A 13,510-nucleotide genomic window follows, 5' to 3' on the forward strand; every position below is an offset into this window, starting at 1 on the left:
TCGTCACGGACAGCGATGCTGCCACCGGGGTCCGACACGACCGCTCCGCCACGATGACCTGCGTATGCTCCCGCTGTGCGCCTGATCGACCTGACCGTGCCGATCCACACCGGAATGCCCGTCTACCCGGGCGATCCGGAAGTCCTGCTGGAACCGGCGCTGCGCGTGGCGACCGACGGGGTGAACGTGCTGCGCGTGCACCTCGGGTCGCAGACCGGAACCCATGTCGACGCGCCCGCGCATCTCGGCGACGACCTGCCCACCCTCGACGAGCTACCGCTGCACCGTTTCACCGGTCCCGCCCTCGTCGTCGACGTGCGATCCGCCGGGCCGCACGGCGCCCTCGGCCCGGAGTACTTCGACCGGCCGCTGCGCCCGGGTGCGGTCGTCCTGATCGCCACCGGCTGGTCCGCGCACTGGGGGACCGATGCCTATCACCTCCACCCCCACCTGACGCCTGCCGCCGCGGAAGCACTGGTGGCGGCGGGAATCCGGACGATCGGCATCGACGCACCGAGCATCGACGCACCCGACGCCCACTCCCTGCCCGCCCACCGGATCCTGTGCGGCGCCCACGCGGTGATCGCCGAGAACCTCACCGGCCTCGACCAGCTGCTGGACGCGCAACTCACCGGGGAACCGATCGAGGTGACACTGTTCCCGCTGCCGCTCACCGGCGCCGACGGCGCACCGGTCCGCGCGGTGGCGCGCGTCGGAAACCCTTGACGGGCAGCCGGGTCCAGGTCAGGACGCGGCGGTCTGCGCGGAATCGACCAGCAGATACGCCCGCAAGGCCAGATACAGTTCGGCCGACTGTCGGGGGTCGGTCGTGTCGCGGCCGGTGAGATCCCGGATCTTGCGCAGCCGGTAGCGCACCGTATTGCGATGGCAGTGCAGGGCATCGGCCACCGCGACCGCCGAACCACCGTGCCGGTACCAGGCATCGAGCACCGCGACGAGATCGGCGCGTTCGGCGGCGGGCAGGGTCAGGACCGGGCCGAGGATCTGGGTGGCGGCCCGGCGCGCGGCATCGGGCACGGTGACCAGCAGATGCGCCACCGGCTCCTCGCCGTAGCGCACCACCCCGCCCATGCCCGGCGGCACGGAATGACACGCCTGCCGCGCCTCGGTCACCGCTGCGGCGATGGCGTGCGGTGAGCCGAACGACGTACTCAGCCCGACCCGGTCGGCGACGAGCGCGGCCAGCCGTTGGCCCGCCCGGTCGATCGTGGCCGGAGCCGGCGCCGTCACCAGCCCGATCACCGCGTCCATCCGCACATCCCACACCGAGCGAACCCCGTACTCGCGCAAGGCATTACCGAGTGTGGCCGGTGACACCGTCGTCGGATCGGCATCGATGGCGACCACACAGAACGTGCCGTGCTCGGGCAGGCCGAGACTGCGCAGCACATCCAGCACGCGGCCGGGGCTGCGCGAGTGATCGTCGAACAGGGTGCGGATCAACCGGCTCTGTGCCTGCGCGTCGGCGCGGGCCAGCAGCATCTCGGTGTCGCGATAGGACTCCACCGCGGCATCGGAATACAGGTCGATCACCTCCCACAGCTGCGTGGCCAGGGCGTGCAGCCGCACATCGCCGGGCCCCGCCGAGCGGGCGGTGAGCTCCTCCCAGATCAACCGGCCGCCGAGCCGGTAGGCGTGCAGCAGCGCCGCCACCGGAATCGCCTGCTCGGCTTTGAGCCGCCCGGCGTCACGCGCCGACTGCAACAGCAGCGGATGGGTTCCGGCCAGCGCGCCGAGAATGGCGCAGAGGTTGTTGTGGCAGGTGGAGTGCAACTGCTCTTCGGTCAGCAGACCGGTATCGGCGTAGGAGGGGTCGGTGGCGACGATGCGCCGGACCAGCTCGTCGGTCAGCTCCTCGATCGCGCCGGTGAGCTGGGCGGCCAGCGGCGAGGTGACGGGCGGAGCGTGCGTGGTCATGTCGACAAGGTTAACCGTCATGAGTGGCGCGGACCACACCGAGTTTGTGCGCGCGCACAAAACATCGCTGTCGATCGGCGACCGGCACACATGTCGTTTGATCGTGAGCACAGTCACACTACGGAGGAAGGAGCCCGAGGGCCGGGTTCCCGTCAGCGGAAGTGGGGCGCAGTGCAGACAGAACAGGTGGCCGAGGCGACGGTCGATGCCGCGATGACCGAGCTCGCCGCGGGGGAGCGTGCGTGGGCACGGCGATCGCTGGCGGAGCGGGCCGCGCTGCTCGACCGTGCCCGCGAACTCACCGGTCGCCACGCCCGGGAATGGGTCGACACCGCCGCGGCCATCAAGGGCATCGATCCGTCCTCGAGCCTGGTGGGCGAGGAGTGGATGTCGGGCCCGTACGCGCTGGCCGCCGCCCTGCGCGTGCTCGCCGACACCCTGCGCGCGCTGGACGCGGGCACCAGCCCGCTCGCGGACGCGACCTTCGGGCAGGCGGGTGACCGGGTCACCGTGCAGGTGCTGCCCACGAGCCTGTACGACGAACTGCTGCTCAGCGGTTTCCGCGCCGAGGTGTGGTTGCGCCGCGGGGTCAGCAGCGCCGCGGCGAAGGCGGAAGCCGGCCTGGCGCAACGGGACCCGTCGCACACCGGCGGAATCGGCGCCGTGCTCGGCGCGGGCAACATCACCTCCATCGCCCCGCTGGACACGGTCTACGAACTGATCGCGCACAACCGGGTGGTCGCGCTCAAACTCAACCCGGTCACCGATGCCCTGCGCCCGGTGCTGGAGAAGGTGCTCGCGCCGCTGATCGAGGCCGACGTGCTGCGCGTGCTCACCGGCGGCCCCGCGGTCGGCGCCTACCTGGTCAACCATCCGTCGGTCGCCCACGTCCACATGACCGGCAGCGCCGCCACCCACGACGCGATCGTCTGGGGCACCGGCCCGGAGGGCGCCGCCCGCAAGCAGGCGGGCACCCCGCTGCTGAACACCCCGATCAGCAGCGAACTCGGTGGCGTGTCACCGACGATCGTGCTGCCCGGCACCTGGAGCGAGGCCGACCTGACCTACCAGGCCGAACACATCGCCACCCAGCGCCTGCACAACGGCGGCTACAACTGCGTCGCCGCCCAGGCGGTGATCCTCGCCGCCGACTGGCCGCAGAAGGCCCGCTTCCTGGAAGCCCTGCGCACGGCCTACGACCGGGCGCCCGGCAGACCCGCCTACTACCCGGGCAGCGCCGACCGCACCGCCGACGCGCGCGCCACCTACCCCGGCGCCGAACGGCTCGGCCCCGACGGCAACCGCACCCTGGTGACCGGCCTGAGCGCGGCGCCCGACGAGGTGCTGCTCTCGCGCGAGTACTTCGCCCCGGTCCTCGGTGTCGTCGAGATCCCCGGCAGCGGTGCTGATTTCGCCCGCGCCGCCGTCGCTGCCGCCAATACCGATTTCGTCGGCACGCTCGGCGTCAATCTCGTCGCGCATCCCGACACCATCGCCGCGCTCGGCCTGGAATTCGACGAGATCGTCGCTGACCTTCGCTACGGCACCGTCGCGATCAACGCCTGGACCGCCGTCGGCTACCTCACCCCGACCGCGAGCTGGGGCGCCTTCCCCGGTCACACCCTCGACGACGTGCAGAGCGGCATCGGCGTGGTCCACAACGCCTGGCTGATCGACAAGATCGAACGCACCGTCGTGCGCGGCCCGTTCCGCCCGGCGCCGCGCTCGGTGCTGCACGGTGAGTGGGCGCTGTCGCCGAAGCCGCCGTGGTTCGTCACCAACCGGACCGCGGGCACCACCGGACGGCGGCTCACCGATTTCGCCGTCGACCCGCGCTGGTCCCGCCTGCCCGCGATCTTCGCCTCCGCCCTGCGCGGCTGACCCATGGAGCCTTCGATGAATTCCGCGTCCACGTCCGAGACGACGGCCGACTACGTCGTCGTGGGGACCGGCTCGGCCGGGGCGGTCGTCGCCGCCCGGCTCAGCGAGCAGTCCGGCAACCAGGTCGTCGCCCTGGAGGCCGGACCGGCCGACACCAACAGCTTCGCCCACATCCCGGCGGCGTTCTCCAAACTGTTCCAAACCGAGTGCGACTGGGCCTATCTCACCACCGAGCAGCCCGCGCTCGGCAACCGGCGCGTCTTCTATCCGCGCGGCAAGCTCCTGGGTGGTTCGTCGTCGATGAACGCCATGATGTGGGTGCGCGGTTACGCGGCCGACTACGACGAATGGGGCAGGCTGGCCGGACCGGACTGGAGCTACGCGAAGGTCGCCGAGTACTTCACGCGGATCGAATCCGTCGAAGGCGCCACCGAACCCGAACACGGTCGCGGCGGGCCGCTGCACATCTCCCGCCAGCGCAGCCCCCGGGCCATGACGGCCGACTTCCTCGCCGCCGCCGAACAGGCCGGTTTCAAACAGGAACCCGCCAACACCGCGCAGCCGGAAGGGTTCTGCCAGACCATGGTCACCCAGCGGCGCGGCGCGCGCTGGAGCACGGCCGACGCCTACCTGAAACCCGCCCGCAAACGCGCCAACCTGACCGTGCGCACCGGCGCCCAGGTCACCCGGGTGCTGTTCGAGGGCACCCGCGCGGTCGGCGTCGAATACCGCAGCGAGGGCGCGACCCACACCGTGCGGGCGCGCAAGGAGGTCGTGCTCTGCGGTGGTGCGATCAACACCCCGCAACTACTCCAGCTCTCGGGCATCGGCGACGAAGCGCAGTTGCGCGCCCACGGGATCACCGTCCGGCACCACCTGCCCGAAGTCGGCCGCAATCTCACCGACCACCTGGTCAGCCTGCTCGGCTTCGCGACCGGCGCCGACACCCTCTTCGACGCCGAGAAGCCCCGCCAGCTGGTCGACTACCTGGTGCGCCGCCGCGGCATGCTCACCTCCAATGTCGGCGAGGCCTACGGTTTCGTCCGCAGCCGCCCCGACCTCGAATTGCCGGACCTGGAGATCATCTTCGGCCCCGCGCCGTTCTACGACGAGGGCATCGGTGTCGCCCCCGGTCACGGTGTGGCCCTCGGCCCGATCCTGCTGCGCCCCCGCAGCCGCGGCACCGTCACCCTCGGCTCCGCCGACCCGCTGGCCAAGGCGATCGTCGACCCGAACTACCTGTCCGACCCCGACGGCGCCGACCGCACCGCCCTGCTCGCGGGCCTGCGTATCGCCCACCGCATCGCCACCACCGCACCCCTGGGCCCGCAACTGGGCGGCTTCCTCCAGCCCAAACGCGAACAGCCCACCCTCGACGAAACCCTCGAAGAGGCCCTGACCTGGCACGCCCACACCCTCTACCACCCGGTCAGCACCTGCCGCATGGGCAACGACCCCGCCAGCGTCGTCACTCCCGACCTCCGCGTCCGCGGCGTCGACAACCTCCGCATCGCCGACGCCTCGATCATGCCCACCATCATCCGCGGCCACACCCACGCCCCATCAGTCGTCATCGGCGAGAAGGCCGCCGACACCATCCTCGCCGCCAACCGCTGACCGACCCCGCACCGGTCGGCCTGCGAGCAGGTCGTGTCGGTCAGTCGAAGGGGCGTAGGCCGATCATCGTGCGGGCGGTGGCCAGGGTGAGGTGGTCGGTGCCGGTGGCCGCGACGGCGCTGGGGGCGGAGAAGGCGTCCGGGTCGGGGTTCACGGCGCGGAAGGGGATGTCCCAGTGGGTTTTTCCGGTGTGGGCGTCGACGGACCACAGGCCCTGGGCGTCGGTGAAGACGATGTCGTCGCCGTCGCGGAGGGCGACGGTGCCCTGGCGGTCGGTGGGGACGCGCCAGCGGGTTTCGCCGGTGCGCAGGTCCAGGCCGGAGGTCGTCGCGGTGCGCGGGTCGGACAGGACGGCGAGGTCGCCGAGGACGGCGACGGCGGTGCCGTATTCGGTGGGGGTGTCCTCGTGGTCGGTGGCCGTGTACAGCAGATCGGGGTTGGTCCAGCGGATTGTGCCGTCGCGGCGGTCGTAGGCGGTGTCGGCGATCAGGACCGGGATGGTGTCGTCGGTGGGCGCGTCGACGACGAGGCTGTGCGGGGCGCCGTGGTCGGTGGCCACCAACGTACGTCCGGTGCGGTCGAGCAGGTCGACACCGCTGACCTGGTAACCGTCGCAGCGGGTCCGGATGCGCTCCACCAGCGCGGGAGTGGTGGTGGTGACGCGCGAACACCCCTCGAGGCGGGCCGTCCAGGTGGGGGCACCGGTGTCGAGGTCGAAGCCGGCGAGGTCGGCGCCGAGGGCGAGCAGGCCCTGACCGTGCGTCACATCGAGCGCGTCGCCGAGATCCTCCCAGGCGGTGCCCAGGGCGAACGCACGGGTCCAGCGGCCGTCGGGGTCGGCGCGCGTGCCGGAATGGACACGCACATCGTCGGATTCGACATCGCCCTCGGCGACGAAGAGCCGATCACCGGCGACCGCGAGCGCGAACGGCTGCCACGGGACCGCGCTGCGCGTCACGGTGCCGTCGGCGAGGTCGTAGCCGATCAGATCGCCCGGGCCGCTCGTCGAGTCGGCGAAGCAGACGAGTTCACCGTCGAGCGGGACCGCCGCGCACCCACCGAGCCCGTCGGCCGGTGCCTGCCAGCTGACCTGCCCGGTGACGGCGTCGATGCCGTACATGACCGCGTCACGCAGGGCGACCGAGTCGTCGGTGGAGACCCCGATCACGGTGACCAGCGTGTCACCCACCGTGAGGAAACCCGCGCTGCCCAGATTGATCCCGGTGGCGTCGACCGGCGAGCGGAACTCGGCGAACGAGCGGCCCGACAGCGCGGCGGCGTCGAGTGACCACGCCAGACCCGGTGCGGCAGCGTCGGTTCCGGTGATCTTGCGCAACGAGTCGGGCGGGGTCAGCAGGACCGCGGCCGCGCCCGCACTGGTCACCACCGCGGCCACGGCGGCCAGCACGAGACCCCGGACTCCGGGTGCGAGCCTCACGAGGCGACCTCCAATCCGGGCGTCAGCGCGATCGCCTCGAGCTGGTCGAAGGGGAGTGGCTGCGCGGGGTCGGCGGCGGTGGAACTCAGCCGGATCCGCGTGCCGGACGGCCGGGTGACGGTCACCGTCCGCGAGTTCTCGGACCGCGAACCGGTGGTCGGCCAGGTGGTGTAGGCGCTCTCGTGGGTCTCCACGACCGACCCGTCGGGCAGCGTACGGACGGTGGTGCCGTCACGGGTGTCGGGCACCTGCGCGGGCTCACCCCGGCTGATCGACACGGTCAGCCGGGAACTCGGCTCGCCCGTGTCCACCCGGACGACCTGGCACACCCCGCCGTCACCGTAACCACGCGGGCGCAGGTCGGTGAGCGGCCGGTCGAGAACATGGCCGTCGAGCGGGACCGCGGCCAGGACGGCACCGAGCCTGCGCGCCTCCGCCTCGGATACCGGGTCGGAATCGTCGCCGGGGAACCCACACGATTCGGGCGGTGTCGGGGTCCCCGGCGGCACCGGCGTGCTCGCCCGCAGGCCCGGCGCGGTCACGAGCGCGACCAGCTCGTCACGCTCGAACGGCACCGTCCCCGTGGGCCGCGCGTCGTGGTCACCGGCATCGGTGGCGTAGGCGTTCACCGTGCCGCCGTCGGCGAAATAGGCGGTGGCGCTGCGGGACAGGGTGCGCACACCGTCGGTCTCCGACCAGGTGTCGTGCAGGTCGACGGTGACCTCCGGCAGGGTCCGTCGCTCGTCGAGCGCGCCCGCGCGGCACGGCGGGAGCGGCCACCCGTCGGCACGCACCGACAGCGCCAGCGACCCGGCCCGCTCGCCCCGGTGCACGGACGCGGTGGCACGGGTGACGCCACCGAACGGGTCGTCCGGCTCCCCGAGGATGGGCTGGAACACCAGCGACCGGTCGACCGAGGCCCAGTCCACCGTGACCGCCGCGGGCAACGCCGCGCGGGCCGCCGCCGACATCGCGCCCGCCTTCGGTCCGGACAACCAGGGGTAATCCGGATCGTCGTAGCTGGACTCGGAGGTGGCCACCCAGCCCGTCAGCCCGCCGTCCGCGGCCGGTTCGACCTGATCGCAGCCGGGGATCGCCACCGGATAGACGACCTCGGGTGTCCGATAGATCGGCGTGTGCACGGGTGAGGAGGGGACCCGGGTACTCGTGGGCGGCGCGGTCGTCAGCTCCGGCTCGGTCTCGTGCAGCAGCCCACCGGCGATCACCCCGCACGCCACCACGGACACGCACAGCAGCCCGACCGTCCAGGCGGTCACCGCACTCGACGGCGTCGCGTCGTCGCGTCGAACCTCGTCCCGCACCGCGATCCCCTTCCCTCGGGTGTCCGCCCGGGGTCGACCCCGCCGCGGGCCGGGTCATGCTAGCAACCGGGCGATCGGCATCGCTCAGTCGCCGATGACGCGGGCCCGGATCCGCCGGATGAGGGAGCCGAGCCGCTCGACGGTCGCCTCGGCGGGATCGCTGAGACGCAACTGGAGCAGCTCGCGCACCGCGGCGTGGATGATGCGCGCGGTGTACTCGGGATCGGGCAGTCCGGGGAAGGTGCGCAGCAGTTCGGTGTGGAAGAACTGCTGGACGAACCGCTGGGACTCCGCCAGGCGCTGATACAGCTCGGGCGGCGCGCCTTCCGGCGGGAACAGGAACAGGCGCCAGGTGTCGGGATGGGCGTCCACGGCGTGCAGCATCGCGGTGAAGGCGTTGACGAAACGGTCGGTCTCGCGCGGATCGGTGTGCTGGGCGACCGCCTCGGCGAACTGCCGCCCCGCGCGCTGCTGTTCGCGGTCGATCAGGGCGACGAACAGCCCCGCGAGATCGCCGAACTGCTGGTAGAGCACCGGACGGGTGACCCCGGCCGCGGCCGCGATCCGGTTGGGCGTGGCCGCGTGGAAGCCCTCCGCGGTGACGATTCCGTGGGTGGTGTCGAGGATCTGCTCGCGCCGGTCCGAGGCGCTCATCCGTCTGCGGGCACCGGGCGAGGTCGTCACCCTTGACACCCTAACTGACAACCTGTCAGTCTCGAACTGACAAGGTGAAAGTTAAGGATCCCGATGACCACGCACTACCCGGAACTCGCCGAGCGGGTCCGCAGCCAGCGCGAACGCCAACCCCGCCTCTACGGCACGATCGACTTCGACCGCACGCCGTACCGCTTCACCGACGACCCCCGGGACAAGGCGATGCTGCCGACCTGGGTCGCCGACCGCGCCCCACTGCTGCGCGACGAGCGCGTCGTCGAACTCATGCGCACCGCGACGATGCTCGGCGACGCCGTCGCCGATCCCTATGCCGCGCTGGTGGACCGCTACGGCGTGCGCGGCCTGATCGACATGCTCCTGCGCGCGTGCCGCTCGGGCCTCGACGCGGTGCCGGAGGCGCCCGAGGAGTTGCGCGCGTTCCTCGCCGCCATGGAGGACACCCCGGCGTGGGTGGACATGGCCCTGGTGGAAGAGGGCGCCCGGTACTCGCGCACGGCCGCCGCCTTCCTCTCGCCGTTCCTGATCCGCGGTGCCTTCCTCGCGACCTTCCTCAATACCTATGCGGCCCTGCCGATGACGCTGACCGGTGCGCTGTCAGGCCGCCGCGCCGCCCGCCGGGTCCACGAGACCGCGAGCTTCTTCGCGGTCACCACCGTCGAGCACGCACTGCACCGGCACGGTCCCGGCTTCGAGGCGGCCGCCATGGTGCGGCTGATGCATTCGATGGTCCGCTACAACGCGCTCGTCCGGTCGCGACACTGGGATTCGGCGGTCTACGGCATTCCCGTGCCGCAGGTCGACCAGATGCCCGCCGGGCTGATCAACATGTACCTGCTGGCCACGCTCGCCACCCGGCGCGGCCGCACCGAGTTCTCCCGGCGCGACCGCGCGATCCTCGAGTTCAGCCGCTACCGGTGTTTCCTGCTGGGCCTGCCGGAGGAACTGCTGCCCACGACGGTCACCGGCATCCTCGAGGTCTTCCACGGCCGCGCCGCCCTGCTGCGCGACGGCTTCGACGACGCGACCTGCGGCGAACTGGTCCGCTCCACCATGTCGGCCTACCTGCGCCCCGGGCGCGGTCCCGTCGACCGCGTCGCCGACGCGGTGGAACGCAGCTGGAGCCGAGTGTTCTTCCTCGGCTTCTGCGGGGGAAACCGCAAGGCCGCGGCGGAGATGAGCGTGGAGTTCGGTGCCGGTGACGCGATCCGGATCGCGCTGACCGCGCCGTTCGTCCTCGGCCGCTTCCTGGCCGTCTCTATGGCTGAGAACCGGCCGGGACTGCGCCGTGTGGTGGACGCCTACACCAACCGGGTCCTGCGCAAACGCCTCGCGGAGTACGGGAATCCGGAATTCACCACCGACGGCGAGCAGTATCCCGCCTCGCCGTAGCGTCAGTGCCCGGCGGGCTCCGCCGTGGCGAGCGCGGCGAGGACCTCGCGCGCGACCCGGTCCCCGGATTCGATGGCGCCCTCGATGTATCCGGCGTGCTCGCTCGCGGTTTCCGCGCCCGCCCAGTGCACAGTGCCCGAAGGCGCTGCGGGAAGCGGGAAATGGCCGTCGGTGTGGCCCGGTTCGGGCAGGACCGTGTAGCCGCCGCCCGCGTCTGGGTCGCGGTGCCAGGACTTCTCGTACCAGCCGCGCGGCGTCAGGATCTCGGGGCCGAGCCGTCCGGCCACCGTGCCCAGGATCCGGGCGCGGCGGTCCTCGGGGGTGAGGTCGTCGAGCGAGTGCGCGTCGGCACCGCCGATGAGAACACACAGGTGGCCGGGGCCGCCGGGGGAGGAGGTGTCGAAGAACGCGATGCCCGGCTCGGTGAGCGTCATCAGTTCGGCCTCGGCGCGCTCGCGCCAGAACGGGCGGTCGTAGACGGCGATTGCCTTGTACACCGACCCCATAAAGGTGTAGTCCTGCAAGCGGATGCGGGTGTCCGGCAGGGCCGGGTGGTGCTCGATGCGCGCGGCCGTCGGCGGCGGCACGGTGACTATCACCCGCGCCGCGCGACAGGTCCCGGACGCCGACTCGACCTTCACGCCGCTCGCGTCGCGACGCAGCGCGGTCACCGGGCTGTCGAGCACCACCCGGTCACCGAGTTCGGCGGCCAGCCGTTCGGCCAGCGTGCCCGCGCCCTCCACGATCAGGCTGTCCTGCGCGCCGCCGCTGGTGGTCAGCATTCCGCGCAGCCCGCCCTGGAAGCGGACCATCTCGAGCATGCCGTGTATCGAGAGCCGGTCGAGATCGGCGGTGGTGGCCACGGCCGTGGCGACCTCCAGCAGCCGTCGCGTCCGCCGTCCCGGCACGCGCTCGAGCCACTCCCGCACGGTCTGGGACTTCCACGATCCGGGGACACCCAGCCGTGACGCGATCTCCCAGACCGCGAGAACCGCGGTGGCCGTGACCGCGGTCGGCCCGACAGTGGCCACCGGTGTGGTGCCGTCGAGGACGGCGGGCACCTTGGGCGTGCGCATCGGATAGACGGTGGTGCCGAGGTCGGCGGCCAGGGCGGCGAAGCGGTGGTGTCCGTGGCCGATCCACTGCCCGCCGAGATCCACCCGGGAACCCAGCACGGTGGTCTCGGCCAGCACGCGTCCGCCGGGCCGCGACGCGGCCTCGAGCACGACCACGTCGACACCCCGGCGGTGCAGTGCGCGGGCCGCGACCAGCCCGGCCATGCCCGCGCCGACCACGACGACCTGCGGGTGGGAATTCTGCTGCGTCATCTCGTAACACTCCAGCGGCGAATCGGGGGCCGATAAGTCATACGGCTGTATGAGTCACGATAGGTCGAGTGTGGCAGGCGCCGCAAGAGGGGAGCTGTCGCGGAGTTATTCCGCCGGGGTGCGCGGGCGGGCGCGGCGGGCGACCGGCTGCGGGTCGGCGAACAGGACGAGCATCTCGATGGCCTGCTCCAGATCGCGCCGGGCGCGGTCGGGATCGGGGTTGGCCGCGTACTGCAGGATCAGCCCGTCGATCTGGGCCAGCGCCAGGCGGCCGATGGTCTCGAAGCCGACGGCGCAGCGTTCGCCCGCGGCCAGCGCGGCCTGTTCGCAGAACTCGGTGACGGCGGCGGTGTAGCGCTCGTACTGCAACCGCGCCAGGCTGCCGTCGGACTCGCTGCGCAGCGAATACGTCATCAGCTCGTACTGCATGATCTGCAGGCCGGCATGGTTGTCCACCAGGCGTTCCCAGAATCCGGTGACCCCGTGGCGCAGCGCGTGCTCGACCCCTCTGTCGAGGACACCCTGTCCCTTCAGCGCCGCGGCGATGTCGTCGATGAGCCGGGTGATCACCGCGCGCAGCAGCTTGTCCTTGCTGGGGAACACGTACTGCAACGTGCCGAGGGGGACGCCCGCCCGCGCGGCGACCGCGCGCAGGGTGGTCGCGGGCACGCCCACCTCGCTGAGCACGGTGACGGCCGCCGCGACGATCTGCTCCTCGCGCTCGGAAGCCCTGACGTAAACCACCCGATCTCCTCATGTCCACGGCGCACGATGTCGCCACAACTGTTGCACACCCTGCCGGAGTGACCTATCTTACAGTCATACGTATGACTGAGTTCGTAGGAAGGTGCCGACAATGACCGATGTCGATGTCGTCGTGGTGGGAGCGGGGCTGGCCGGTCTGACCGCCGCCAGGGAGCTGCGGCGCGCGGGCCGTTCGGTCCGGGTGCTGGAAGCGCGCGACCGGGTCGCCGGGCGCACGTTCGGCGGCACACTGTCGAACGGTATCCCGGTGGAACTGGGCGGGCAGTGGATCGGGCCCACCCAGACCGCGGTCCTCGCCCTCGTCGCCGAACTCGGCTTGCCGACCTTCGCCACCTACGACGCGGGCGACGCGTTGACCCGCTACCGCGGCACCGTCACCCGCTACGGCGACGCCACCTTCGGCCTGTCCGACGCGGCGGCCATGGAGGTGGGCCGGTTGCAGGCCGAGCTGGAGGCGCTGGCCGCGACGGTGTCGCTGTCGGCCCCGTGGACCTCGCCGCGGGCGACCGAACTCGACCGCCGCACCGTCGACGAGTGGTTGCGGGCGAACACCACCGACGCCGAGGCGCTGGCGTTCTGGGGCGCGGTGATCCCGGCGTTGTTCTCCGCCGAACCCGCCGAGATGTCGCTGCTGCACTTCCTGTTCTACATCAAGTCCGGTGGCCTGATCGACGTGCTCGTCGGCGTCTCCGGCGGGGCACAGGAGCTGCGCGTGGTCGGCGGTACCCATCAGATCTGCGAGCGCCTCGCCGCCGAACTCGACGCCGGGGAACTCGTCCTCGACGCTCCGGTGCACTCGATCACCCACGACGACACCGGCGTTCGCGTGTCCTGGCCGGACGGCACGCTCACCGCCGGACACGTGGTCGTCGCGATCCCGCCCACGCTGGCCGGACGGCTGCGCTACACGCCCGCGCTGCCCGCCGCCCGCGACGGCCTCACCCAGCAGATGCCGATGGGATCGGTGATCAAGGTTCAGGTCGCCTACCCCACCCCGTTCTGGCGCACCTCCGGCCTGAGCGGTTTCGCCTTCGACCTCGACGGCGCGCTGAGCGTCACCCTCGACAACTCGCCGCCGGACGGGTCCTGCGGCGTGCTCGTCGGCTTCTTCGAAGGCGCGCACGCCCGCGGCGTCGCGCTCCTGAGCGTGCCCGAGC

Annotated in this window: 11 protein-coding genes; 5 read left to right on the forward strand and 6 right to left on the reverse strand. The window is 71.8% G+C overall.

Going from position 1 to position 13,510, the window contains the following annotated elements; genetic code table 11:
* Window positions 1-75: 75 nt before the first annotated feature.
* The gene (locus tag ACWEMY_RS25485) at window positions 76-726 is read left to right on the forward strand and encodes a cyclase family protein (protein WP_452392042.1); all 651 of its coding nucleotides are present in this window, start codon (window positions 76-78) and stop codon (window positions 724-726) included.
* An 18-nt stretch (window positions 727-744) separates the two neighbouring features.
* Here ACWEMY_RS25485 and ACWEMY_RS25490 read toward each other — a convergent pair whose 3' ends face one another.
* Window positions 745-1,938 (reverse strand): PucR family transcriptional regulator, encoded by a 1,194-nt coding sequence (locus ACWEMY_RS25490; RefSeq protein ID WP_452392043.1) that lies wholly within the window; start codon window positions 1,936-1,938, stop codon window positions 745-747.
* Between the two features lie 213 nt (window positions 1,939-2,151).
* On the opposite strand from ACWEMY_RS25490, the gene ACWEMY_RS25495 reads away from it, so the two are divergent.
* A complete protein-coding gene (locus ACWEMY_RS25495; protein ID WP_452392053.1) occupies window positions 2,152-3,819 on the forward strand; it encodes an aldehyde dehydrogenase family protein in 1,668 nt (555 codons plus the stop codon).
* 15 nt (window positions 3,820-3,834) lie between these two features.
* Window positions 3,835-5,436 carry a GMC family oxidoreductase gene (locus ACWEMY_RS25500; protein WP_452392044.1) on the forward strand — a complete coding sequence of 534 codons (1,602 nt, stop codon included), beginning with the start codon at window positions 3,835-3,837 and terminating at the stop codon, window positions 5,434-5,436.
* A 40-nt stretch (window positions 5,437-5,476) separates the two neighbouring features.
* Here ACWEMY_RS25500 and ACWEMY_RS25505 read toward each other — a convergent pair whose 3' ends face one another.
* The 3 genes from ACWEMY_RS25505 to ACWEMY_RS25515 all read right to left on the reverse strand — a co-directional run bounded on the left by ACWEMY_RS25505 (window position 5,477) and on the right by ACWEMY_RS25515 (window position 8,850).
* Complete coding sequence (locus ACWEMY_RS25505) at window positions 5,477-6,874, reverse strand: outer membrane protein assembly factor BamB family protein (RefSeq protein ID WP_452392045.1); 1,398 nt, start codon at window positions 6,872-6,874, stop codon at window positions 5,477-5,479.
* Window positions 6,871-8,196, reverse strand: a complete 1,326-nt coding sequence (locus ACWEMY_RS25510) for a hypothetical protein (protein ID WP_452392046.1) — start codon at window positions 8,194-8,196, stop codon at window positions 6,871-6,873. The genes ACWEMY_RS25505 and ACWEMY_RS25510 overlap by 4 nt, the downstream gene beginning before the upstream one ends.
* 84 nt (window positions 8,197-8,280) lie before the next feature.
* A complete protein-coding gene (locus tag ACWEMY_RS25515) occupies window positions 8,281-8,850 on the reverse strand; it encodes a TetR/AcrR family transcriptional regulator (protein ID WP_452392054.1) in 570 nt (189 codons plus the stop codon).
* 93 nt (window positions 8,851-8,943) lie between these two features.
* On the opposite strand from ACWEMY_RS25515, the gene ACWEMY_RS25520 reads away from it, so the two are divergent.
* The gene (locus tag ACWEMY_RS25520) at window positions 8,944-10,260 is read left to right on the forward strand and encodes an oxygenase MpaB family protein (protein WP_452392047.1); all 1,317 of its coding nucleotides are present in this window, start codon (window positions 8,944-8,946) and stop codon (window positions 10,258-10,260) included.
* Window positions 10,261-10,262: 2 nt separating this feature from the next.
* Here the strand turns inward: ACWEMY_RS25520 and ACWEMY_RS25525 are convergent, their stop codons facing one another.
* Window positions 10,263-11,588, reverse strand: coding sequence for a flavin monoamine oxidase family protein (locus ACWEMY_RS25525; protein WP_452392048.1), 1,326 nt, complete (start codon window positions 11,586-11,588; stop codon window positions 10,263-10,265).
* A 105-nt stretch (window positions 11,589-11,693) separates the two neighbouring features.
* A complete protein-coding gene (locus ACWEMY_RS25530) occupies window positions 11,694-12,332 on the reverse strand; it encodes a TetR/AcrR family transcriptional regulator (RefSeq protein ID WP_452392049.1) in 639 nt (212 codons plus the stop codon).
* 112 nt (window positions 12,333-12,444) lie between these two features.
* On the opposite strand from ACWEMY_RS25530, the gene ACWEMY_RS25535 reads away from it, so the two are divergent.
* Window positions 12,445-13,510 (forward strand): flavin monoamine oxidase family protein (locus ACWEMY_RS25535; RefSeq protein ID WP_452392050.1); only part of this gene is annotated, 1,066 nt, incomplete at its 3' end.

This window comes from Nocardia sp. NPDC004415 (assembly GCF_053602435.1).

What these genes read in the sequence shown, in the direction of transcription:
- ACWEMY_RS25515 (WP_452392054.1), bottom strand. Translation starts at nt 8,850, where the DNA reads ATGAGCGCCTCGGACCGGCGCGAGCAGATCCTCGACACCACCCACGGA.
- ACWEMY_RS25520 (WP_452392047.1), top strand. Translation starts at nt 8,944, where the DNA reads ATGACCACGCACTACCCGGAACTCGCCGAGCGGGTCCGCAGCCAGCGC.
- ACWEMY_RS25495 (WP_452392053.1), top strand. Translation starts at nt 2,152, where the DNA reads ATGACCGAGCTCGCCGCGGGGGAGCGTGCGTGGGCACGGCGATCGCTG.
- ACWEMY_RS25500 (WP_452392044.1), top strand. Translation starts at nt 3,835, where the DNA reads ATGAATTCCGCGTCCACGTCCGAGACGACGGCCGACTACGTCGTCGTG.
- ACWEMY_RS25490 (WP_452392043.1), bottom strand. Translation starts at nt 1,938, where the DNA reads ATGACCACGCACGCTCCGCCCGTCACCTCGCCGCTGGCCGCCCAGCTC.
- ACWEMY_RS25525 (WP_452392048.1), bottom strand. Translation starts at nt 11,588, where the DNA reads ATGACGCAGCAGAATTCCCACCCGCAGGTCGTCGTGGTCGGCGCGGGC.